A 22,945-nucleotide genomic window follows, 5' to 3' on the forward strand; every position below is an offset into this window, starting at 1 on the left:
GACTATCATAGGGAAAAATTCACTGAAAGGTTGATAAATCAAGAAAATGAATAAGTTTAATCTTTATGTCTGGGTGGGGTTAATCCTCAGCGCCAGTATTTTAGGTGCGCTACTTTATATGTTACAAACGGGGGAAATGACCCTTGAAGGACCTGCGGGGAGTGCAAACCCTGAGCTGATGAAAACATTGATGATTATTGCGTGTGTCAGCTTCCCACTGCAAATCGTCAGTATGATGGTACTCAATTATAAACCTACATTCGCCATTGTTCTTGCGGTGGTCAGTAGTGTCGCGCTCATGCCAATTACTATTGTATTTGCGATGGGGATGGTCTTTTCTGCCATTCGCTGGCGTTACCATCAACTCACGCCATTTGATACCACTATCAATGTCCCTTTCGATGTCAGTATCCCAATGAATAAACGCAGCAATACAATGATGGTATTCCCGATTGCGATTTTAGGTATCATACTGATTGTATTAAGCCAAAGCCTAGGAATGTTTTTATTCGTATTCGCTGTTTTCTTAGGTTTCTTTGGTAAAAAAGCCAGTGCCACTACCTATTTAGCGATTAAAGATAACCATTTTTATATTCGCCCGAATATCTTTGCTTATTGTTACCGTATTCCACTCAAGGATGTGTTCTACGTAAAAAGCGAGAAAGGAAAATTATTTTTCACAGCTAAAGTGGAAGGTTCTAATATTCAGCTCTCTGCTAATCCTACAAATATGGCACCTGAAGATCAGGCAAGCATTGAAAAATTATTAAGCCGAGTGCAGAAATAATCACAAAAAAAGCCAGTTCCTAAATTAACGAACTGGCTTTTTTCATATTTTAAACGAGTTTTTTATTAATTACTTTTGGCGACGTGCAATCACTGCATCGGATAACTGTCGTAAAACTTTTTCCGTATCATCCCAGCCAATACATGCATCCGTGACACTTTTGCCGTAAACCAAAGGCTCGCCAGATTCTAAATTCTGGTTACCTTCAACTAAGTGACTTTCAATCATCACGCCCGTAATTGAGCGATCGCCATTGCTCAGCTGTGCGCTAACATCCGTTGCAACTTCCATCTGTTTTTCAAATTTCTTGCTGCTGTTAGCATGGCTAAAATCGATCATAATGCTTGGGATAAGCCCTGCGTTCGTCAGCCCTTCACGCACCTCTTTAACATGTTCAGCGCTGTAATTTGGCGTTTTACCACCACGTAAAATAATATGGCAGTCAGGGTTTCCGCTGGTATTCACGATAGCTGAATGACCCCATTTAGTGACCGATAAGAAACTGTGCGCTGAACGCGCGGAATTAATCGCATCAATCGCAATTTTAATCGTGCCATCGGTACCATTTTTAAAACCAACCGGGCAAGACAAGCCAGACGCTAACTCTCGGTGGATTTGTGATTCAGTTGTACGCGCACCAATGGCGCCCCAGCTCATTAAATCCGCCACATATTGTGGGCTGATCACATCGAGGAATTCACCTGCCGTTGGTAAGCCCTGGTCGTTGATCGTTAACAGCAGCTCGCGCGCAATACGTAAGCCTTCGTTAATATCAAAACTATGATCCATATGAGGATCGTTAATTAATCCTTTCCAACCAACGGTAGTACGCGGTTTTTCAAAATAAACTCGCATCACGATTTCTAAAGAACCTTTTAACTCTTCGCGTAATTTTTTCAAGCGCTCAGCATACTCTAAAGCCGCTTTTGTATCGTGAATAGAACATGGACCAATAACAACCACAAGACGGTCATCTTTTCCTACTAGGATATTATGAATAGCATGACGAGCTTCATGAACGGTAAACGCCGCTTTATCGGTTGCTGGAAATTTTTCGAGCAGTGCAATAGGGGGTAATAATTCTTTGATTTGTTTTATTCTGACGTCATCGTTCTGATAGTTCATACTGGTATATCCAATGTTTATTATTTTTCCTAAAGTTGAGTTACATACCTTTTTGAGTCTCAATAGCTAACAATTAACTTAAAATGCGACAGGTATCGAATTTTCAATCTAACTGTTCCCTAGCCATCTGTAAACAGCCAAAATGGCAAGATAATCACTCATTATTCCGCTTCTGATTATAAAATGAGGTGAAACAGTGATATCTAGCACAATAGCTAAACAGTTGAGGGATAATACAGAGTAAAAATATAAAGAAACGGCCAAATAACGATGATGTTACTTTAGCCGTTTTTTGCATTTTTTCCTATTGAGTAATTGACTCAATAAGAAGTTTAGTCACGAGATAACGCCGTTGAGCCATTTTCTTTCGCGGATTTGATCCACAGCCGAGAACCATTCAATGCAATACCAAGCAGAATTAAATATTCCAGTGACATTGCATAAACGCCTTGGATAAAGAAAATCACAATGCTAATAACGTTAATCACCACCCAGAGTAGCCAGTTCTCAACATACTTGCGGGTCATTAAAATCATCGCAACCACAGATAACACTGTCATTGTGGAATCCCAGAATGGGAAAGCATCTGGGTCTATTGTTGGTAAAGTTAAATTAGCACCAAAGAGGTTTAATAATTCAACGGCCCAAGTCGCAAGGCGTCCAAATACTGCATCAATATTAAAAGTGAGGAAAATAATAGCTAAAACCGAAATGACCAGTGTCGTTAACGCTTTCGGCAGGCTTAGCCAGCGGATCTTCAACTCGACCTCTTGAGAGTTTGATACGCGACTCCACGCATACCAACCATAAATATTGGCGCCGAAGAAAAATACCTGTAAAAGCAAATTAGCGTATAACTGAATTTGGAAAAAAATCACTGCGAATAAGGTCACGTTAATGAGACCAAATAAGTAGTTGATGGTTTTTTCAAAGCTTGCCAATAGAATGCACAATAAACCCGCTATTGTGCCAACAGCTTCAATATACGAAAGGTCATAAATAGTTCCCCATACAGGGATCTGCACTAACGTATTTGCGGTGCTAAAAAACTCCATTTTCAAATCCTATTTATCATTCATCGTTAAAATAGCATTGCTCATCAATATCACACGGTTAACTTATTTGAAATTAAACCGCACATTTTTGGTTGTTATTTTAGACTTTCTGCAAACTTTAACATTTTATCCAATGGTAATAGGGCTTTTTCACGTAGCTGTGCGTCTACACGGATTTGATGCTCGATACCATTACCTTCTAAAGCCGCTGTAATCGCCTGTAAGCCATTCATCGCCATCCACGGGCAATGAGCACAAGTTCGGCATGTTGCCCCCTCACCTGCCGTTGGAGCGATATACAGTGACTTATCTGGACATGCTTGCTGCATTTTATAAAAAATACCTTTATCGGTCGCCACTATCATGGATGGGTTAGGCAACGTTTGTGCAGCTTTAATCAGTTGGCTAGTTGAACCGACCGCATCCGCTAAATCCACAATGGCTTGGGGGGACTCAGGATGAACCAGTACCGCCGCTTCAGGGTACATGGCTTTCATTTTCTCTAATGATTGAGTCTTAAATTCATCATGAACGATACAAGCCCCTTGCCAGCACAGAATATCCGCACCGGTTTGTTGTTGAACATAGCGCCCTAAGTGCTTATCCGGCGCCCAAATGATCTTTTCTCCGAGGCTATCTAAGTGTTCAATCAACTCCACAGCAATACTGGATGTCACGACCCAATCTGCGCGGGCTTTTACCGCGGCTGACGTGTTCGCATACACCACCACAGTTCTGTCAGGATGGGCATCACAGAAGCGAGCAAATTCTTCATCAGGGCAGCCAATATCCAGCGAACATTGCGCATCAAGTGTTGGCATCAAGACATTTTTTTCTGGGCTTAGGATTTTGGCTGTTTCCCCCATAAATCGTACCCCAGCAACAACCAGGGTTGATGCATCATGTCGAGCGCCAAAACGCGCCATTTCAAGGGAGTCGGCAACACAGCCGCCAGTTTCTTCGGCTAATGCTTGTATTTCAGGATCGGTATAGTAATGGGCGACAATCACCGCATTTTTTTCGACCAATAATTGCTTAATACGCTCACGGTAAAACGCTTTCTGATCGGTATTTAACGGTGCTGGTTTAGGAGGAAAAGGATAAACAGCATGGTCAAAATCGATAAACTCGCTCATTTCTTGCCTCTGTTTAGCAGAAAGTTATTTTATGCCTAAAAATATCCATAAAACCCCTAATTCCGCATATTTTTGTTTTATATACTAAACAAGATACGCTTATTTGGCCAAGATGTCTCCAACCTTTTCACCTATGAGCGAATGATTTTACCGTAGCGCCCTTTTTCACGATTTGTTTTTCGCTTTTCTCCTCATTTGTCGGTATCTTAGCGGCTTCTGTTAACTCCAATAGGCTAGTTATGGAATCACCTGCAACGCTATTAAATAAAATAATTTCTATTTCATTACTCGAACCTAGAATTGAAGCCGTCATACTGACGGGCTCTAGAGGGCGAGAATTAGACATCGATGGCTATTCAGACATTGATATTGAGCTCATTGGCCATGGTGTGACTGCACTTTTCAATGATAAGCAATGGGTTAGCCTTATTGCCACTCCATTAATCGCATTACATTTAGAAAATGGTGGTGAAAATGAGCCAGAAAATCCCACCTGTTTAGTGATTTATGAAGAAGGACGCAAAGTTGATTTTACATTTGCAGAACCTTCTCGATTACTCAAAATGCAGCAACAAGGGTTAGATAGTACTTACTCACGTGGTTTTATGGTGCTATTAGATAAAACTGGGATCACAGATGCATTACCGTCACCTAAGCCTAGTGTATTAAAGCCCGCGCCGTTGAGTGAGCATCAGTTTAATGAGCTGGTTACGGATTTTTGGTTTGAAGCTCACCAAGTGGCAATTGCATTAACGCGTAATGAGCTATGGAGCGCTTGGTCAAGAAGTACTGACATGAAACGTTTCTTTCTCAGCTTACTTGAGCAAACTGTTGCTCATGGAAATAAACAACACGATGTTTGGTATAACGGTAAACATTACCAACAATGGATGCCAGAGCATGTTATTCAAGCCACTGAAACGATTTTTGACTGCGGTACTGCGCAAAAAGCTGCATTATCTCTACATTGCTTGATGGGTCATTTTATGGAAGCGATGACTGAGGCCATTAAACTGTTTGGTTATCAAGATAACCGAGCGGTGGGTTTAAAGGTGCAAGAAATCGTTATCGGGATCTTAAAGGATAATGGGTTAATTCCTGAAAATCTGGAATAAATGGTATTAGGCTGGCGAGGGAATGCTGGTTTTTTGGGATGAAAGTTGAGTGTTGGTATTAGCGTAAATTGCTCTTCGACTAAATTAGGAATAGTTGGAGTTAAGAGTGAATGCTAATGGGATTTTATTGAAGGAATTTTTTGAGATGGTGGGTCGTGCAGGATTCGAACCTGCGACCAATTGATTAAAAGTCAACTGCTCTACCAACTGAGCTAACGACCCATCTGAACTACTTGAATTGTTTACTGCTTTTAGATGGTGGGTCGTGCAGGATTCGAACCTGCGACCAATTGATTAAAAGTCAACTGCTCTACCAACTGAGCTAACGACCCATCTAATTTCTTGATTTTCTGTACTAATATAATATCGAGAACGTACAGGATTCTTCGACCTTCGGTCTCACCCTACGGGCTGAACCTGCAACCATCTTATTAACAGTTAACAATTCTACCAACTGAGCTAACGACCCATCTGAACTGCTTGAATTGTTTACTGCTTTTAGATGGTGGGTCGTGCAGGATTCGAACCTGCGACCAATTGATTAAAAGTCAACTGCTCTACCAACTGAGCTAACGACCCATCTAAATGTTTTTAGAATCAATGTTTAATCGATTCTTGCTGATATGACTCGGATTTATCAATCCGCGCTTTCTCGTATCAACGGCGGCTTATATTACTGATTTCTGACGAGGGTGCAATGGTTTTTTTTAAAAAAAAGATTAAGTGCACATTAAACATACGGATAACCCCGAAATATTCGGCTACATCGCTTCGGGGTTATCAATTACAGTGTACTGAGCTTCTTCTCTGCAAGTTTTGCACCAGAACTATTTGGGTATTGTTGTAATACCTGCTGGTAAACAGCCTTCGCTTTATCTTTCTGTCCCTTATCTTGCATGATCAAGCCCACTTTAAATAAGGCTTCACTGCTTTTTTGAGACTTCGGATACTGCTTAACTACAGTCGCAAAGTAGAATGCGGCGTCATCCTTGCTACCTTTGTTGTAGTTTAACTGTCCTAGCCAATAGTTGGCATTCGATTGATACCCAGATTTTGGATATGCTTTGATAAACCCTTGCAATGCACCAATCGCTTCATCAATCTGTGCTTTGGACTTACTTTCCATCGCCAGTTTAACGGCTGCGTTGTAATCATCTTTTTCATTACCACCGGAGCTTGCGGCTGGCGTATCTGAAGAAGGTGATTGCGCATTTGATGCACTAGTATCAGTTGCATCTGAAGAGCTTGAAGAATCACCACCACTCGCTTTGTCTAATTGCATGTACAAATCTTTTTGGCGCTCAACAACCTGATTCAATTTGTATTCACTTTCTTGAATCTGCCCACGTAACATATCAATATCACGTTGATTATCGGCTAATTGCTGCTGGATTTGATAAATAATTTGACCTTGAGAGCTAACAGCTGTCTCAAGTTGAGTGAGGCGGTCTGCGGAAGAACCCGATCCGACATTGTTGATTGGCGCTTGGGCAATAGCGGCCCAAGGGGCCGCTACGCCAACCAATAACGACAGACCAACTAGTAATTGTCTGAAGTTACTGTTCATAATAGATAATTTCGCTTATCTATTAGTATGCAATGACTGCACGACGGTTTTTCGCGTAGTCTGCTTCAGTGTGACCTAACACAGCTGGTTTTTCTTTACCGTAAGAAACCAGTGAAACTTGGTCACCTGAAACGCCTTTGCTTTGCAGATACATTTTAACTGCGTTAGCACGACGCTCGCCCAGTGCGATGTTGTATTCTGGAGTACCGCGCTCATCCGCATGACCTTCAACAACAACACGTACAGATGGGTTGCTACGCAGGAATGCTGCGTGTGCATCTAACATTTCAGCATACTCTGGAGATACGTTGTATTTATCGAAACCAAAGTAAACAGTGTTGTTCTGTTGCAGTTGTTCCATTTGCTGACGTGCCAGCTCTTCCGCAGACAGACCAGTGTTAGTTTGATTCATAGAAGAATCGTCACCAGTTTGGTCGTTGTTTTTGTTAGAGCTACAAGCTGCGACTGCCATGATTGGTAATGCGATCATCAGCCCTTTAAGCACTTTATTCAGTTGCATCGTTTTGATCCTTAATATTTTTGCCACACATTATTATTATGCATCACAGATACGGCGACCAGGCAGGGAATTTAACCTGTCCATCGGTTGCCGGAAGACGCGCTTTGAAACGCCCGTCGGTCGAAACTAGCTGCAATATAGTCCCCAAGCCTTGAGAGGAGCTATAAATTACCATAGTGCCGTTAGGTGCGATACTCGGCGTTTCATCTAGAAACGTTGACGTTAAATATTCAACGTTACCCGTTGCCAGATCCTGTTTGGCGATATGCTGCTGACCGCCCCCGGAGCTGACCATCACTAAGAAAGTTCCATCCGGGCTTACATCAGCATCCTGATTTTGCGATCCTTCATAGGAAACACGCACAGGACTACCACCATTAATATTCATTTTATAAATCTGCGGACGTCCTGCCTGATCAGAGGTATAAACTAAAGTTTGGCTATCCGGCATCCAGCTTGGTTCAGTATTGTTACTACGACCATCTGTTACTTGACGAATTTGACCACTACCTAAGTCCATCACATATAAATTCAGGCTGCCTGTCTTAGACAGAGCAAAAGCTAGTTTAGTCCCATCTGGTGAGAATGCAGGTGCCCCATTATGACGTGGGAATGATGCGACCTGACGAACAGCACCACTTGATAGAGTCTGAATAACTAGCGCAGAACTACCACTTTCAAACGTTACGTACGCAATCTTTTGGCCATCTGGTGACCAAGCTGGCGACATTAAAGGTTCTGGCGAACGGTGAACCGTAAATTGGTTAAAACCGTCATAGTCAGAAACTCGTAATTCAAACGGATATTGACCGCCGTTGGTCTTCACCACGTAAGCAATACGCGTACGGAAAGCACCACGGATACCAGTCAATTTCTCAAATACTTCATCACTTGCAGTATGCGCTGCATAGCGTAACCAATCTTTGGTCACTTTAAACTGGTTTTGCGCTAAAACTGCACCAGGGTTAGCGGCAACATCCACTAACTGATAGCTAACAACAAAGCTACCATCAGCTGCTGGTTGAACTTGACCAACAACAACCGCGTTAATACCTAACGCAGTCCAAGCCTCTGGCGTCACTTCTGAAGCCGTGCCTGGTTGCTGAGGCATGCGACTTGGTTCAATAGGGTTAAATTTACCGCTATTGCGTAAATCAGCACCAACAATTCCGCCTACTTCTTGTGGTGGTGCACCTGCGCCAGCCCATTTAAATGGGACAACGCCGATTGGCTGAGCTGAGTTAACACCTTCAGTAATCTCAATACGGATCTCTGCCTGAGCAACGGTAGCCCATAGCATTAAGAACCCGAGAACTATTTTAAACGCATGCTTCATCCTAATCTCCCTTACTGCGATATTCACCACCGCAATAATTCGCTGAATTTTAACAAAGGTATACTAACAAAACTAGATAGCACACAAACTATTTATTACATTGCCTCAAAATTTACAATACAGACTGCTCTGACTTATTGAAAATCAAGGCTTAAATACCAATGTGCTACCCGATTTATTAAACGTATCATAGACCTCTCTGCTAGGTGGTTTTGGCATAGTCGCAAGTTTTGCTGCTCTCATTGCCGCTTCACATAACGCAGGATCATTTGCTGGATTATTTTTCGGTGAAATATTCACCAACAATCCATCTGGTGCTAACTTCAATTGCAATTCACAAGTACGTCCACGATAACTTTCTGAATCATAGAATTTACTTTGAACTGCAGCCTTTATTTTACCGGCATAGCTATCAACATCAGCATTTGATGCGCCTGATTTTTTACCACCACCGCTACCCGCAGCCGTTTGTCCACCTTGCTTGCTTGGTCCTGATGCAGTTAAATCACCCAGCAAATCATCAACCGATGATGCGCTTTTCGCAGCTTCAGCTTTGGCTTTCGCAGCTTTTGCTTTAGCTTCTTTGTCCGCTTTTTCTTTAGCTTCTTTATCTGCCTTAGCTTTAGCTTCTTTTTCAGCTTTTGCTTTAGCATCAGCATCCGCTTTGGCTTTAGCTTCTTTGTCTGCTTTAGCTTTAGCGTCCGCTTCCGCTTTTTCTTTAGCTTCTTTTTCTGCCTTAGCCTTAGCAGCTTCAGCTTCTTTCTTAGCTTGTGCGTCAGCTTTTTCTTTCGCTGCCGCTTGTTCTTTCACGAGTTTTTCTTTTTCAGCTTTGGCTTGAGCAGCGGCTTCTTCCGCTATTTTTTGCTCTTCCTTCGCTTTTTTAGCCGCGTCTAAGGCTTGTTTTTTCTGCTCTTCAGCTTGTTTCTGCTGCTGTTCCGTTTCTCGCTGAGTTTGAATCCGTTCTTCTTCAAGTTTTTGCAGACGTTTTTGTTCCTGCTCTTGCTTTTCTCTTAGCTCAGCATCTTGTTTTTGTTGCTGTTCTTTACGCTCTTTAGCGGCTTGTTGGGCGCTTTTTTGCTGCTGTTGAGATTGATTATATTGCTCAACAACTGCACCAGGGTCGACCATCACTGCATCAATGACAGTCCCCTCTTCCCCACCGCCGCCAAGTTGGACGACAGTCACTAAAGAGCCTATAACAATTAAAGCGACCAGTAAGATGTGCAATCCAATTGACACCATTAATGAGCGCTTCAAGTCATCCTGTTTCTCTTTTGTCTTTCCCACTCTGGTTTCCAAAAAAAGAATCGATTCTTTTCAATTATATCTGCGCCGCTCTCAAAGTGGCGTCAGCAAATTAAATAGGTTGAGTCATCAAACCAACAGATTTGATCCCAGCACTGTGTAACATATTCAGCGCCTTAATGACTTCGTCATAAGGAACTTCTTTCGCACCACCAATTAGAAAAATCGTTTTCGGATTTTTTTCTAACTGCTCTTTTGCGACCGCTGAAATTTGTTCAGGTGGCAGTAATTCCATGCGCTCACCATCGACCAATAAATTATATTGATCAACACCCGCCACTTCTAAAATAACGGGGGGATTATCACTGGATGAGACGGTTTGGGTATCTGTTGCATCCGGCAAGTCAACTTCCACGCTCTGAGAAATAATGGGTGCCGTTGCCATGAAAATCAGCAAAAGCACCAACAATACGTCCAGTAATGGAACAATGTTGATTTCGGATTTTAGCTCACGTCTGCGTCTACTATTGCGCGCCATTCGCTTTTCTCCCTCGTCTTATTTCTTATCAGCCGAGAATGCTTGACGATGCAAGATAGCGAGGAATTCTTCCATAAAGTTATCGTAGCTTTGCTCAAGTTTATTCACACGTAAGTTTAAACGGTTGTATGCCATAACAGCTGGGATTGCAGCGAATAGACCGATTGCTGTTGCGATCAGAGCTTCCGCAATACCCGGAGCAACCATTTGCAATGTTGCTTGTTTTACCGCACCCAGTGCGATAAATGCGTGCATGATCCCCCAAACGGTACCAAACAGACCGATATAAGGGCTAATTGACCCTACGGTACCTAAAAATGGGATATGCGACTCAACGGATTCCAACTCACGGTTCATGGAAATACGCATAGCACGAGATGCACCAGTAACTACCGCATCTGGCGCATGAATATTAGCTTGATGTAAGCGAACAAACTCTTTGAAGCCAGAGTAAAAAATTTGCTCTGCACCACCTAATGCATCACGGCGAGCTTGGCTTTCTTTATATAAGCGGGACAGCTCAATACCTGACCAGAATTTATCTTCAAATGCTTCCGCTTCGCGCGTGGCGGCATTTAAAACTTTAGTTCTCTGGATAATAATCGCCCACGATGCAATAGAAAAACCGATCAAAACGAACATAATCAGCTGAACCAATAGGCTCGCTTTTAGGAATAAATCCAAGATATTCATGTCAGTCACTGCTTAAACTCCGCGACAATAGACTTAGGAAGCGCTTTCGGCTTCATTTTAGATGTGTCCACACAAGCAATTAGGGCTGTTGCCCCACAAAGCAAGTTACCTTGCAAATCAACTAACCTTTGCTGAAAGAGTAAAGAAGCGCGTTTAATTTCAACAATTTCCGTTTCCACTTCCAGCAGGTCATCTAACCGAGCGCCCTTAATAAAATCAATTGTCATACTACGAACGACAAAACCAAGGTTCTCAGCGAGTAAACTTTGTTGGTTAATACCTTTATTCCGCAACATTTCCGTTCTTGCCCGCTCAAAAAAAGCCAGATAACGAGCATGGTATACAACTCCGCCCGCATCTGTATCTTCATAATACACGCGAACAGGCCAGCGAAATAACATAAAAAACCACTCCGTCTTAGGTTAAATTAATTAACGGTGTCACTATACGCAAGACAGTGCCGCTTTGGAATCACTTTGCAGGTAAAGATATCAAAAATAATTGCGGGTCGCATGACCCACAATCTGAATTTAGATTAACTAAAGACTTTTACAAGTCCCCAGATAAGAATGATGGCGGCAGGTAATGGATGGAACAGCACTCGCCACGTCAATTTGTTAGGTAGGAAACCCACTCCAAAAATGATGGCGCTGCAAGTTGCCCATATCATGAGAAGACCTTGCCAGATTGGAAATGCACTGGTATTGGCTGCAAACAGGGAAGGATCCCACATTACTGCACCAGCGGTTACTAAAGCTAATATAAGGATAAGGGCCCTTATCGGGCCCTTTCCTAATAGCTGATAGGATTTATCCATCAGCATACTATTTACTCACCATCTTTAGCTGTTTTAGCTTCTTTTGCACTTTCAGAGTGCTCAAGGGCTAATGCTGCAATCACTGCAAAACTACAAGCTAACAGAGTGCCGAGGATCCAGGCGAAATACCACATATGTTATGCTCCTTAATACAGTGAATGCTTGTTGCTTTCGATGAAGTTTTTGTCCAAACGACCAAACATTTTGTAGTAACACCACGCGGTGTAGCACAGGATGATTGGAACAAAAATGATAGCAACAACAGTCATAACTTGCAGAGTGAACAGGCTAGATGTCGCATCCCACATGGTCAAACTTGCATTTGGCATGATGCTTGAAGGCATGACGAATGGGAACATTGCAACACCACATGTCAAGATAATGCACGCGATAGTCAATGATGAGAACAGGAACGCCCAACCATTTTTATCTGCTTTAGTTGCAATCATCGTTAACAGTGGTAATGCCAGACCCAGGCCAGGTAAAGCCCACAGGATTGGATACGTATTAAAGTTAGTTAACCATGCACCAGAAACAACTTCTACAGTTTTGTTCAGTGGGTTAGACGGGCTTAATGTATCAATCGTTGAAGTCACAACATAACCATCGATACCCATCACTAACCATACGCCAGCACCAGCAAAAGCAGCTAAAGTGATAAACGCACAGATGTAAGTTGCTTTACGGGTACGTAAGTGCAGTTCGCCAGTTGTACGCATTTGCAAATAAGTTGCACCTTGGGTAACAATCATCATTAAACCGACAACACCAGCTAACAGACCGTATGGGTTCAGCAGACCAAACAGGTTACCTGTATAAGTCAGATACTGCTGGTTATCGATTTGCAGTGGAACACCCAGTAACAGGTTACCAAACGCAACACCGATAACTAACGGAGGCACGAAACCACCGATAAACAGACCCCAGTCCCACATGCTACGCCATTTTGGGTTCTCCAGTTTAGAACGGTAGTCGAAACCAACCGGACGGAAGAACAATGCAGCTAATACCAAAATCATAGCGACATAGAAGCCAGAGAATGAAGCAGCATAAACCTGAGGCCATGCAGCGAACATTGCACCACCCGCTGTGATTAACCAAACTTGGTTACCATCCCAGTGCGGTGCTACTGAGTTAATCATAACGCGGCGTTCAGTATCTGTTTTACCTAAGATAGGTAATAAGAAGCCTACGCCCATGTCAAAGCCATCCGTGACGGCAAATCCAATCAGCAGTACGCCGATAAGGATCCACCACACAAATCGAAGAACTTCATAATCAAACATAAGTGGACTCCTGTTTACTGAACGTCGTGTGCTGAACTATTTTTCTGTTCAAAATGGTAACGACCGGTTTTCAGGCTGCTAGGCCCTTTGCGAGCGAATTTGAACATTAAGAACATTTCGGCAATCAAGAACAGTGTATACAGACCACAGATCAGAGCCATAGAGAAGATCAGGTCTTGTGGGGTTAAGTTAGAGTGTGCGACCGAAACCGGTAACACTTCACCAATTGCCCACGGTTGACGACCATACTCAGCCACGAACCAGCCTGATTCAATAGCAATCCATGGTAATGGAATACCAAACAGAGCCAGACGAAGCAGCAGTTTGCTCTTACCAATACGGTTACGAACAACTGACAGGAATGACCAACCGATGATTAACAGTAACGCGAAGCCGACTGCAACCATGATACGGAATGCCCAGAACAGTGGTGCAACATTAGGAATACTGTCTTTAACCGCTTTCTGAATTTGTTCTTCTGTCGCATCAACAACGTTTGGTGTGTATTGTTTTAACAGAAGACCATAGCCAAGGTCTTTTTTACTTGCTTCGAACGCAGCACGCAGTTCTGGGCTCTTATCACCAGCTAACAGCTGTTGTAATTGACCATAAGAAACCATACCGTTACGGATACGGACTTCGTGTTGCTTCATCAGATCTTTCAGACCTAATACTGGCGTGTCGATAGAACGCGTTGCAATAATACCCATCGCCCATGGAATTGAGATAGAGAATGTATTCTCTTGTTTCTCATTGCTTGGGAATGCGATTAGGTTAAATGCAGCTGGAGGCGCATGGGTTTCCCACTCTGCTTCAACAGCGGCCAGCTTCGTTTTCTGCACGTCACCCATTTCGTAACCTGATTCATCACCAAGAACGATAACAGAAAGAACGGCAGCCATACCAAAGCTTGCAGCAATTGCAAAAGAGCGCTTAGCGAATGCCAAGTCACGACCTTTAAGCATATAGTAAGAGCTGATACCCAGAATGAACATGGCACCAGTACAATAACCAGCAGCAACTGTGTGAACGAATTTAACTTGCGCAACAGGGTTCAGGACTAGCTCAGAGAAGCTAACCATTTCCATACGCATTGTTTCGTAGTTGAAGTCTGCAGCGATAGGGTTTTGCATCCAACCGTTCGCAACCAGAATCCACAGCGCAGAGAAGTTAGAACCTAAAGCCACTAACCAAGTCACCGCAAGGTGCTGAGTTTTGCTTAAACGATCCCAACCGAAGAAGAATAAACCAACAAAGGTAGATTCTAAGAAGAATGCCATCAGACCTTCGATTGCCAGAGGCGCACCGAAGATATCTCCAACATAGTGGGCGTAGTATGACCAGTTAGTCCCGAATTGGAACTCCATAGTCAGACCAGTCGCAACACCCAGAGCGAAGTTAATACCAAATAACTTGCCCCAGAACTTAGTCATATCTTTATAAATTTGTTTACCAGACAGCACATATACCGTCTCCATAATCGCAAGCAAAAACGCCATACCGAGCGTTAATGGAACGAACAGGAAGTGATACATCGCAGTTAAGGCAAACTGTAATCGTGACAGTTCGACAATATCAAACATCTTGACTCCTTGCTCCTAGCAGGAAGACACCGACTTGCGGCAACCCAGCTTCCAGTGTTAAACAGGAAAGCCTCTTAACTACCAGCAAAAAATGCCTCAAAACAACAAATAATTAACAAAAGTAAAAGAAAAAACCTACCATAATAATAGTACGCTTATCTTCACATACAATAAACTTCTTTTACGTGATTCAGATTTGAATTCTGAAGTTATATCAATAATTATACCCTTTAATAGAAAAATGAGTATTTGATCGAGCACCAATTTAAGCAATTTGAGCAAATAAAGCTAGTGGTAATAAATTGATTTACGTCAATTTTTTCTCACTTGTTAATTGATTGCGTCCCGATTCAAATAATAGTTAGCCAGTTGTTAACTATCTGTTATTTTAATTGATATAGGTTTTTTTACTTTTTTAATAAGATTAAAACAAAATGATAACTTTTGTTTTTTTCAATCTAAAAAAGAATGTTTATTTATAATAGCAGCCCATTTCTAAATTATTACTTTATTTATTAATAAAGATAATTATCGTAGAAAAAGCTCTATATTCAGTTAATCAAAATAATTTCAAAATAAAAAATTGATCTAATATCAAATTAGACTTTTTTCATTTTGTGCTATTTCATATTCAATAATAAACTTACTCAAAACTTACTATTTATGCTGATTTATTTTGGTATTACTCATTAAAAATCCTACCTTTTAAGCTTTTAGTAGGAATGACATGAAATAAGTACAATCATTAGCCATAAAAAAACCCGTACTTCCTAGAAAGCACGGGCTTCGTCTCTTACGTTATACGAGCTATAAGCTCATATTGCGCTTATTTGTTTAGCATAGACTTCACAGCATCGCCGATATCAGCCAAGCTACGTACAGTTTTCACGCCAGCGGCTTCTAAAGCAGCAAATTTCTCGTCGGCAGTACCTTTACCACCAGCGATAATTGCACCAGCATGTCCCATACGCTTACCTTTAGGTGCAGTCACACCCGCGATATAGCCAACAACAGGCTTAGTAACGTGTTCTTTGATGTATGCAGCCGCTTCTTCTTCCGCGTTACCACCGATTTCACCGATCATCACGATCGCTTCAGTTTGTGGGTCTTCTTGGAATAATTTCAGGATATCGATAAAGTTTGAACCAGGAATTGGGTCACCACCGATACCAACACAAGTAGATTGGCCTAAACCTGCATCCGTTGTTTGTTTTACCGCTTCATAAGTCAGTGTACCTGAGCGTGAAACAATACCAACTTTACCTGGCATATGAATGTGGCCAGGTTGGATACCGATTTTGCACTCGCCCGGAGTGATAACACCTGGGCAGTTAGGGCCAATCATACGAACGCCAGCTTCGTCTAATTTCACTTTAACAGTCAGCATATCCAGTGTTGGAATACCTTCTGTGATAGTGATGATCAGTTTGATACCTGCATCAATCGCTTCAAGGATAGAATCCTTACAAAATGGTGCTGGCACGTAGATAACAGATGCTGTTGCACCCGTTGCTTCTACTGCTTCACGCACAGTGTTAAATACCGGTAAACCTAGGTGAGTTGTACCACCTTTACCTGGCGTTACACCGCCAACCATTTTTGTACCGTAAGCAATAGCTTGTTCGGAGTGGAAAGTACCTTGACCGCCAGTGAATCCTTGGCAAATTACTTTGGTGTTTTTATCGATTAAAATAGACATTATTTAGCCTCCGCCGCTGCTACTGCTTTCTTAGCTGCATCTGTCAGGCTGTTTGCAGCGATAATATTTAAGCCGCTGTCTGCCAGTTTTTTCGCACCTAACTCTGCATTGTTACCTTCTAAACGTACAACTACTGGTACATTCACGCCAACTTCTTCTACTGCACCAATGATGCCGTCTGCAATCAGGTCACAGCGAACGATACCACCAAAAATGTTTACGAATACAGCTTTAACGCTCTTATCTGAAAGAATGATTTTAAACGCTTCAGTTACGCGCTCTTTGGTTGCACCGCCACCAACGTCAAGGAAGTTAGCTGGCGCACCGCCGTGCAGTTTAACGATATCCATGGTACCCATTGCAAGGCCCGCACCGTTAACCATACAACCGATGTTACCATCCAGAGCAACGTAGTTAAGTTCCCATTTAGCTGCTTGAGCTTCACGCGCATCTTCTTGAGATGGATCGTGCATTTCACGCATTTCAGCTTGACGATACAGAGCGTTGCTATCCACGCCTAATTTACCGTCTAAGCAAACTAAATCGCCTTCAGTATTGATAACTAATGGGTTAACTTCGATCAGCGCTAAATCGCGCTCTAAGAACATGGTCGCTAAGCCCATGAAGATTTTAGCGAATTGGCTAACTTGTTTGCCAGTTAAGCCTAATTTGAATGCGAGTTCACGACCTTGATATGGCATTGGGCCAGTCAGTGGATCGATAACAGCTTTGTGGATCAGATCTGGTGTTTCTTCAGCAACTTTTTCAATTTCAACGCCGCCTTCCGTTGAAGCCATGAATACAACACGACGTGTACCACGGTCAACGACTGCACCTAAATACAGTTCTTTAGCGATGTCAGTCGCGCTTTCAACCAAAATTTGGTTAACCGGCTGACCATTTGCATCAGTTTGGTAAGTAACCAGATTCTTACCTAACCATTTCTCAGCAAATTCACGGATGTCATTGATATCTTTTGTAACTTTTACGCCGCCAGCTTTACCACGTCCACCTGCGTGAACTTGGCATTTGATAACCCATGGACCATTACCGATTTTTTTCGCCGCAGCTACTGCTTCTTCTACTGATGAACAGGCATAACCAGTTGGTGCTGGTAAACCATAGCGTGTAAAAAGCTGTTTTGCCTGATACTCGTGTAAATTCATGATGTTCTATCCATAATTGAGTCTGGAGGAGCGTTTATCGCCCCTTGCAATTGTTACAGATTTAGCAGCCAGCGAACTGGCTGCATCGGTTACCTCAGACCGGACAGGTTGTCCCCCTGCCCTGTTATGTTTCTATACGTCTAGCAGTAAACGAGTTGGATCTTCCAACATATCTTTGATAGCCACTAAGAAGCCAACTGATTCACGACCATCAATTAAACGGTGGTCATAAGACAGTGCTAAATACATCATTGGAAGAATTTCTACCTTACCATTAACAGCCATTGGGCGGTCTTTGATGGCATGCATGCCTAAGATTGCGCTTTGTGGTGGGTTAATGATTGGAGTAGACATCAGAGAACCGAACACACCACCGTTAGTGATAGTGAAGTTACCGCCACTTAAATCTTCAACAGTTAATTTACCGTCGCGACCTTTGACAGCCAGCTCTTTAATATTTTTCTCAATATCAGCCATGCTCATTGCATCCACATCACGCAGAACTGGTGTTACCAGGCCACGCGGTGTTGATACCGCAATACTAATATCGAAATAGTTATGGTAAACCACGTCAGAACCATCGATAGAAGCGTTCACTTCTGGATAGCGTTTCAGTGCTTCAACCGCCGCCTTAATGTAGAAAGACATAAAGCCTAAACGTACACCATGACGTTTTTCGAATGCTTCACCGTACTGTGCACGCAGGTCTTTGATAGGCTGCATGTTGATTTCGTTGAAAGTTGTTAACATCGCCGTGCTGTTTTTCGCTTCCAACAGACGTTCTGCAATACGTTTACGCAGACGAGTCATCGGAACACGTTTTTCACTACGGTGAGCTAATGGTGCTTGAGCTGCTGCTGGTGCTTGAGCCGCAGGTGCCGCTGCAGGCTTAGCTGCTAAATGTTTTTCAACATCTTCACGAGTCAGACGACCACCAACACCAGTCCCTTTGATATCAGCAGGGTTCAGGTTGTGCTCAGCGACCAGACGACGAATCGCTGGGCTCAGTGCATCGTTGCTTTCTTCTTCTAAGCTCGCCGTTTGGCGTGCTGCTGGTGCAGGTGCTGCTTCTTTAACTTCAGCAGGGATACCTGTGCTATCGCCTAAACGAATGCGACCTAGTAACTGTTTAGATAAAACAGTTGCGCCTTCTTCTTCAATAATGGCTTCCAGAACACCTGCTTCACTTGCAGGAACTTCAAGAACAACTTTGTCTGTTTCGATCTCAACCAGAACTTCGTCACGCTGAACACTGTCACCTGGTTTTTTATGCCATGTGGCAACCGCTGCATCAGCGACGGATTCAGGAAGATCGGGAACAAGAATTTCTACGCTACTCATTTTCTATCCTTTAATTATGCAATGTTCAAAGCGTCATTAACCAGGGCTGCTTGTTGTTCCTGGTGAACGGAGGTATAACCAACTGCTGGAGAAGAAGAAGCTGCTCGACCCGCATAACGTAAAGTTGCGCCTGCTGGGATAGCTTCATGGAAATTGTGCTGGCTGCAATACCAAGCACCTTGGTTCAGTGGCTCTTCTTGGCACCAAACGAAATCTTTCACATGAGCATACTGAGCGAATACTTTTTGGATATCTTCGCGTGGGAACGGATACAGCTGTTCAATACGCACGATAGCCACATCTTTTTGCTCTTTCTTACGACGTTGTTCTAATAAATCGTAATAAACTTTACCGGAACACATAACGACGCGTTTCACATCTTTCGGATTAATTTCGTCAATTTCACCGATAACTGGTTGGAATGAACCATTCGCCAGCTCATCCATGCTAGAAACTGCTAATGGATGACGTAACAGTGACTTAGGTGACATAACAATCAGAGGACGACGCATATCGCGCAGTGCTTGACGGCGTAACATGTGGTAAACCTGAGCTGGTGTTGATGGCACGCACACTTGCATGTTTTGATCCGCACACAGTTGCAGGTAACGCTCTAAACGCGCAGAGGAGTGCTCTGGGCCCTGACCTTCATAACCATGAGGCAGTAACATGACCAGACCACACATACGACCCCATTTTTGCTCACCTGAGCTAATGAATTGGTCGATAACAACTTGCGCACAGTTAGCAAAGTCACCGAACTGAGCTTCCCAAATAGTCAGTGCGCGCGGTTCAGTTGTTGCATAGCCATACTCAAATGCCAATACTGCGTTTTCAGTCAGAACAGAATCCCAAACGTTGAATACGCCTTGACCACTATGAACATTTTGCAGAGGCACGTACACAGAACCATTGGTTTGGTTGTGAACAACTGCATGACGGTGGAAGAACGTACCACGACCCGCATCTTCACCAGATAAACGGATTGGAATACCTTCATCGACTAACGTACCGTAAGCCAGAGTTTCTGCGGCACCCCAATCGAGTAATTTTTCGCCTTTCGCCATTTCAGCGCGGTCAGAATAAATTTTCTCAACACGAGATTGCGCAACGATGCCTTCAGGGATCGTGCTCAGCTTAGTTGCTAACTCAGTTAAACGTTTAATATCGTAGTTAGATTTGTATTGCTCATTCCACTCATGGTTTAAGTACGGTTCCCATGTGTAAGAATGCAGACCCATTTCACGATATTCTTCAACAACACAGTCACCACGGTCTAACGCGTCACGATACAAGTTAACCATTTCAGTGACTTCATTCGCAGAAACCACGCCAGCTTCGATTAAACGGTCTGCGTAGATTTTACGTGGAGTTGGATGCTGTTTGATTTTTTGGTACATGATTGGCTGAGTTGCACTTGGCTCATCAGCTTCGTTGTGGCCATGACGGCGGTAACACACTAAGTCGATCATAACATCGCGCTTAAAGGTGTTACGGAAATCTAAGGCTAAGCGAGTCACAAATGCGACCGCTTCAGGGTCATCAGCATTAACGTGGAAAATAGGTGCCTGCACCATTTTCACGATATCAGTACAGTATTCTGTTGAACGCGTGTCTTTCGGGTTTGAGGTTGTGAAACCAACTTGGTTGTTGATAACGATACGCATGGTACCGCCAACTTCATAACCACGAGCCTGAGACATGTTCAGGGTTTCTTGTACAACACCTTGGCCAGTTACCGCTGAGTCACCGTGAATGGTGATTGGCAGAACCATGTTGCTGCGACCTTCGTCCAGACGGTCACGGCGAGCACGTACAGAACCGATAACCACAGGGCTTACGATTTCTAAGTGTGATGGGTTAAATGCCAGTGCTAAGTGAACACGGGAACCCGCAGTTTCGAAATCAGAAGAGAAACCTTGGTGATATTTAACGTCACCAGCACTTGAATGGTCTTTATGCTTACCAGCAAATTCATCAAATAATTCAGCCGGTTTTTTACCCAGAATGTTGATCAGGACGTTTAGGCGGCCACGGTGCGCCATACCAAGCACCACTTCACGGGTGTCTTGTTTGCCTGCATGATGGATAAGATCCTTCAGCATAGGGATCAGCGCATCACCACCTTCTAAAGAGAAACGTTTTGCACCTGGGAATTTTGCACCAAGGTAACGCTCAAGACCTTCCGCTGCTGTTAATTCAGCTAAGAAGCGACGCTTTTCTTCTTTAGAAAATTGCTGCGCAACATTCACAGATTCTAAACGTTGTTGAATCCAACGTTTTTCTTCTGTGTTAGTAATGTGCATATATTCCGCACCAATGGAGCCGCAATAGATGCGTTTCAGGTGGTCATATAGCTCGCTGAGTTTCATGGTTTCTTTGCCAATTGCAAATGAACCCACGTTGAAAGTTTCGTCGAAATCTTCTTTGGTTAGGTTATGGAATGTAGGGTCCAGATCTGGAACGGCTTCGCGTTTCCAAAGTCCTAACGGGTCGAGATTTGCATTTTGATGTCCGCGGAAGCGGAAGGCATTGATAAGCTGCAAAACTTTAACTTGTTTTGCGTCGATCGTTGGATCGCTAACAGAGGTGTGGTAACGGGTAGAATCTTTTGCTAAGCGACGGAAGTATTCTCGTGCTTGCGAGTGTAATTGCTCACCGCTATTACCCGCTCCAGGTAGTTGCTGGAAGATTTCTCTCCATTCGACATCTACGGAATTAGGGTCAGTCAGATAATCTTCATAGAGCTGTTCTATATAAGACTGGTTCGCGCCTGCCAGAAAGCTTGAATCCAGCCAGTCCTTCATTACGCCGTTCTGCATTGTGATCCCTTAAGCTTTATAAGCTTTAGTTTTCGCCGTGGTTAACTAATCGCCGCATTTAAGCGACCTCGATAAAGGTTCTCTTGGACGTGCTTTTTGCATGTTCTCACTTTGGGAGTCCCTCTTATCAATTAAGGGTTTCCCTTTTAAGGAACCTTTAAAAACTGTCTACGGTTTTTAAAGGTTCCTTGCTTTCGCAAGTGTCTTCATCTGGTTTTGCAGTTGGCTTTTTACTTTCACTTTTTGACTTTTTACTTTACGTTTCAGTGATTCGATTTAAGACTTGTGTTTACTTTACGCTTATTTTTTACTTTAAGTACGTATTTTGTGCTATCTGAATTTAGCCTACGGCACCTAAGCGCCGCAGGCTGTATCGATTTAGGCGCTATGTTTCAATAACATAGACTTAATATGACCGATAGCTTTCGTTGGATTTAGTCCTTTAGGGCATACATTGACACAATTCATGATGCTATGACAGCGGAAAACACTAAAAGCGTCGTTCAGATCATCTAATCGTGAATCTGTTTCAGTATCGCGACTATCAATTAAGAATCTATATGCAGCTAGTAGACCTGCTGGACCGATAAATTTGTCCGGATTCCACCAGAAGGATGGGCATGAAGTTGAACAGCATGCACACAGAATACACTCGTAAAGACCATCAAGTTTTTCACGTTGTTCTGGTAGCTGTAAGTTTTCACGCGCCGGCGGATTCTTATTATCATTAAGAAGATACGGACGAATTTTTTCGTATTGAGTATAAAATTGTGTCATGTCGATGATCAGGTCACGAATCACTGGCAGACCTGGTAATGGACGGATCACAATTTTTTTACCACTACGGGTTAAAGCAGACAATGGCGTGATACAAGCCAGTCCGTTTTTACCGTTCATGTTCAGACCATCAGAACCACACACACCTTCACGGCAAGAACGACGGAATGAGAGTGTTGGATCTTGTTCTTTTAACTGAATTAACGCATCCAGCAGCATCATGTCACGCCCTTCTTTCACTTCAAGGGTGTAATCTTGCATGCGTGGCGCATTGTCTACATCAGGATTATAACGATAAATCGAAAATTCTAGTTTCATAGTTTATTTCTCCGCAACT

Annotated in this window: 21 protein-coding genes and 3 tRNA genes; 2 read left to right on the forward strand and 22 right to left on the reverse strand. The window is 43.0% G+C overall.

All coding sequences use genetic code 11. The features are described 5' to 3' along the window. Positions 1-46 precede the first annotated feature (46 nt). Positions 47-787, forward strand: a complete 741-nt coding sequence (locus tag PR799_RS03970) for a hypothetical protein (protein ID WP_272521306.1) — start codon at positions 47-49, stop codon at positions 785-787. Positions 788-856: 69 nt separating this feature from the next. Here the strand turns inward: PR799_RS03970 and aroG are convergent, their stop codons facing one another. From aroG to nadA, 3 genes are all read right to left on the reverse strand, one after another. Next, entirely contained in the window at positions 857-1,912 is a 1,056-nt protein-coding gene (aroG, locus tag PR799_RS03975; protein WP_272521307.1) for a 3-deoxy-7-phosphoheptulonate synthase AroG, read from the reverse strand. Positions 1,913-2,244: 332 nt separating this feature from the next. Then, complete coding sequence (gene pnuC / locus PR799_RS03980; protein ID WP_272521308.1) at positions 2,245-2,967, reverse strand: nicotinamide riboside transporter PnuC; 723 nt, start codon at positions 2,965-2,967, stop codon at positions 2,245-2,247. Positions 2,968-3,062: 95 nt separating this feature from the next. Beyond that, a complete protein-coding gene (nadA, locus tag PR799_RS03985; protein ID WP_272521309.1) occupies positions 3,063-4,103 on the reverse strand; it encodes a quinolinate synthase NadA in 1,041 nt (346 codons plus the stop codon). 239 nt (positions 4,104-4,342) lie between these two features. On the opposite strand from nadA, the gene PR799_RS03990 reads away from it, so the two are divergent. Beyond that, entirely contained in the window at positions 4,343-5,218 is an 876-nt protein-coding gene (locus PR799_RS03990; protein WP_272521310.1) for an aminoglycoside 6-adenylyltransferase, read from the forward strand. Positions 5,219-5,364: 146 nt separating this feature from the next. Here PR799_RS03990 and PR799_RS03995 read toward each other — a convergent pair. The 19 genes from PR799_RS03995 to PR799_RS04085 all read right to left on the reverse strand — a co-directional run bounded on the left by PR799_RS03995 (position 5,365) and on the right by PR799_RS04085 (position 22,926). Further along, positions 5,365-5,440: transfer RNA gene (locus tag PR799_RS03995), tRNA-Lys, on the reverse strand. Between the two features lie 34 nt (positions 5,441-5,474). Next, positions 5,475-5,550: transfer RNA gene (locus PR799_RS04000), tRNA-Lys, on the reverse strand. Positions 5,551-5,721: 171 nt separating this feature from the next. Next, a tRNA-Lys gene (locus PR799_RS04005) sits at positions 5,722-5,797 on the reverse strand. Between the two features lie 205 nt (positions 5,798-6,002). Continuing rightward, complete coding sequence (gene cpoB, locus PR799_RS04010) at positions 6,003-6,785, reverse strand: cell division protein CpoB (RefSeq protein ID WP_154628673.1); 783 nt, start codon at positions 6,783-6,785, stop codon at positions 6,003-6,005. 22 nt (positions 6,786-6,807) lie between these two features. Beyond that, positions 6,808-7,305, reverse strand: coding sequence for a peptidoglycan-associated lipoprotein Pal (gene pal, locus PR799_RS04015; RefSeq protein ID WP_006660438.1), 498 nt, complete (start codon positions 7,303-7,305; stop codon positions 6,808-6,810). 43 nt (positions 7,306-7,348) lie between these two features. Beyond that, positions 7,349-8,641: a Tol-Pal system beta propeller repeat protein TolB gene (gene tolB, locus PR799_RS04020; protein ID WP_036947763.1), complete on the reverse strand. Its 1,293-nt coding sequence runs from the start codon at positions 8,639-8,641 to the stop codon at positions 7,349-7,351. 144 nt (positions 8,642-8,785) lie between these two features. After that, a complete protein-coding gene (tolA, locus tag PR799_RS04025; RefSeq protein WP_272521311.1) occupies positions 8,786-9,928 on the reverse strand; it encodes a cell envelope integrity protein TolA in 1,143 nt (380 codons plus the stop codon). 70 nt (positions 9,929-9,998) lie between these two features. Then, positions 9,999-10,424, reverse strand: a complete 426-nt coding sequence (tolR, locus tag PR799_RS04030; RefSeq protein ID WP_154628674.1) for a colicin uptake protein TolR — start codon at positions 10,422-10,424, stop codon at positions 9,999-10,001. Positions 10,425-10,442: 18 nt separating this feature from the next. Beyond that, a complete protein-coding gene (tolQ, locus tag PR799_RS04035; protein WP_036947783.1) occupies positions 10,443-11,126 on the reverse strand; it encodes a Tol-Pal system protein TolQ in 684 nt (227 codons plus the stop codon). Beyond that, on the reverse strand, positions 11,123-11,518 hold the full coding sequence (gene ybgC / locus PR799_RS04040) for a tol-pal system-associated acyl-CoA thioesterase (protein WP_154628675.1): 396 nt from the start codon (positions 11,516-11,518) through the stop codon (positions 11,123-11,125). Before ybgC ends, tolQ begins: the two co-directional genes overlap by 4 nt. A 134-nt stretch (positions 11,519-11,652) precedes the next feature. Next, the gene (gene ybgE, locus PR799_RS04045; protein ID WP_132494279.1) at positions 11,653-11,940 is read right to left on the reverse strand and encodes a cyd operon protein YbgE; all 288 of its coding nucleotides are present in this window, start codon (positions 11,938-11,940) and stop codon (positions 11,653-11,655) included. Between the two features lie 5 nt (positions 11,941-11,945). Beyond that, entirely contained in the window at positions 11,946-12,068 is a 123-nt protein-coding gene (cydX, locus tag PR799_RS04050) for a cytochrome bd-I oxidase subunit CydX (protein ID WP_006660445.1), read from the reverse strand. Between the two features lie 12 nt (positions 12,069-12,080). After that, positions 12,081-13,220 carry a cytochrome d ubiquinol oxidase subunit II gene (cydB, locus tag PR799_RS04055; protein ID WP_154604645.1) on the reverse strand — a complete coding sequence of 380 codons (1,140 nt, stop codon included), beginning with the start codon at positions 13,218-13,220 and terminating at the stop codon, positions 12,081-12,083. A 14-nt stretch (positions 13,221-13,234) separates the two neighbouring features. Continuing rightward, on the reverse strand, positions 13,235-14,803 hold the full coding sequence (gene cydA / locus PR799_RS04060; RefSeq protein ID WP_154604644.1) for a cytochrome ubiquinol oxidase subunit I: 1,569 nt from the start codon (positions 14,801-14,803) through the stop codon (positions 13,235-13,237). Between the two features lie 826 nt (positions 14,804-15,629). Next, positions 15,630-16,502, reverse strand: coding sequence for a succinate--CoA ligase subunit alpha (sucD, locus tag PR799_RS04065; RefSeq protein ID WP_036947794.1), 873 nt, complete (start codon positions 16,500-16,502; stop codon positions 15,630-15,632). Next, entirely contained in the window at positions 16,502-17,668 is a 1,167-nt protein-coding gene (sucC, locus tag PR799_RS04070; protein ID WP_154604643.1) for an ADP-forming succinate--CoA ligase subunit beta, read from the reverse strand. The genes sucD and sucC overlap by 1 nt, the downstream gene beginning before the upstream one ends. A gap of 132 nt (positions 17,669-17,800) precedes the next feature. Beyond that, positions 17,801-19,009 (reverse strand): 2-oxoglutarate dehydrogenase complex dihydrolipoyllysine-residue succinyltransferase, encoded by a 1,209-nt coding sequence (odhB, locus tag PR799_RS04075; protein WP_036947796.1) that lies wholly within the window; start codon positions 19,007-19,009, stop codon positions 17,801-17,803. Between the two features lie 14 nt (positions 19,010-19,023). After that, positions 19,024-21,831, reverse strand: a complete 2,808-nt coding sequence (gene sucA / locus PR799_RS04080) for a 2-oxoglutarate dehydrogenase E1 component (protein WP_154639005.1) — start codon at positions 21,829-21,831, stop codon at positions 19,024-19,026. Between the two features lie 378 nt (positions 21,832-22,209). Continuing rightward, a complete protein-coding gene (locus tag PR799_RS04085; protein ID WP_036947808.1) occupies positions 22,210-22,926 on the reverse strand; it encodes a succinate dehydrogenase iron-sulfur subunit in 717 nt (238 codons plus the stop codon). Positions 22,927-22,945: the final 19 nt, after the last annotated feature.

The organism is Providencia sp. PROV202 (assembly GCF_028479565.1).
Classification (GTDB): Bacteria; Pseudomonadota; Gammaproteobacteria; order Enterobacterales; family Enterobacteriaceae; genus Providencia; species Providencia zhijiangensis.

What these genes read in the sequence shown, in the direction of transcription:
- PR799_RS04085 (WP_036947808.1), bottom strand. Translation starts at nt 22,926, where the DNA reads ATGAAACTAGAATTTTCGATTTATCGTTATAATCCTGATGTAGACAAT.
- pnuC (WP_272521308.1), bottom strand. Translation starts at nt 2,967, where the DNA reads ATGGAGTTTTTTAGCACCGCAAATACGTTAGTGCAGATCCCTGTATGG.
- pal (WP_006660438.1), bottom strand. Translation starts at nt 7,305, where the DNA reads ATGCAACTGAATAAAGTGCTTAAAGGGCTGATGATCGCATTACCAATC.
- cydB (WP_154604645.1), bottom strand. Translation starts at nt 13,220, where the DNA reads ATGTTTGATTATGAAGTTCTTCGATTTGTGTGGTGGATCCTTATCGGC.
- ybgE (WP_132494279.1), bottom strand. Translation starts at nt 11,940, where the DNA reads ATGCTGATGGATAAATCCTATCAGCTATTAGGAAAGGGCCCGATAAGG.
- cpoB (WP_154628673.1), bottom strand. Translation starts at nt 6,785, where the DNA reads ATGAACAGTAACTTCAGACAATTACTAGTTGGTCTGTCGTTATTGGTT.
- ybgC (WP_154628675.1), bottom strand. Translation starts at nt 11,518, where the DNA reads ATGTTATTTCGCTGGCCTGTTCGCGTGTATTATGAAGATACAGATGCG.
- sucC (WP_154604643.1), bottom strand. Translation starts at nt 17,668, where the DNA reads ATGAATTTACACGAGTATCAGGCAAAACAGCTTTTTACACGCTATGGT.
- PR799_RS03970 (WP_272521306.1), top strand. Translation starts at nt 47, where the DNA reads ATGAATAAGTTTAATCTTTATGTCTGGGTGGGGTTAATCCTCAGCGCC.
- cydA (WP_154604644.1), bottom strand. Translation starts at nt 14,803, where the DNA reads ATGTTTGATATTGTCGAACTGTCACGATTACAGTTTGCCTTAACTGCG.
- cydX (WP_006660445.1), bottom strand. Translation starts at nt 12,068, where the DNA reads ATGTGGTATTTCGCCTGGATCCTCGGCACTCTGTTAGCTTGTAGTTTT.
- sucA (WP_154639005.1), bottom strand. Translation starts at nt 21,831, where the DNA reads ATGCAGAACGGCGTAATGAAGGACTGGCTGGATTCAAGCTTTCTGGCA.
- odhB (WP_036947796.1), bottom strand. Translation starts at nt 19,009, where the DNA reads ATGAGTAGCGTAGAAATTCTTGTTCCCGATCTTCCTGAATCCGTCGCT.
- tolR (WP_154628674.1), bottom strand. Translation starts at nt 10,424, where the DNA reads ATGGCGCGCAATAGTAGACGCAGACGTGAGCTAAAATCCGAAATCAAC.
- PR799_RS03990 (WP_272521310.1), top strand. Translation starts at nt 4,343, where the DNA reads ATGGAATCACCTGCAACGCTATTAAATAAAATAATTTCTATTTCATTA.
- aroG (WP_272521307.1), bottom strand. Translation starts at nt 1,912, where the DNA reads ATGAACTATCAGAACGATGACGTCAGAATAAAACAAATCAAAGAATTA.
- tolB (WP_036947763.1), bottom strand. Translation starts at nt 8,641, where the DNA reads ATGAAGCATGCGTTTAAAATAGTTCTCGGGTTCTTAATGCTATGGGCT.
- sucD (WP_036947794.1), bottom strand. Translation starts at nt 16,502, where the DNA reads ATGTCTATTTTAATCGATAAAAACACCAAAGTAATTTGCCAAGGATTC.
- nadA (WP_272521309.1), bottom strand. Translation starts at nt 4,103, where the DNA reads ATGAGCGAGTTTATCGATTTTGACCATGCTGTTTATCCTTTTCCTCCT.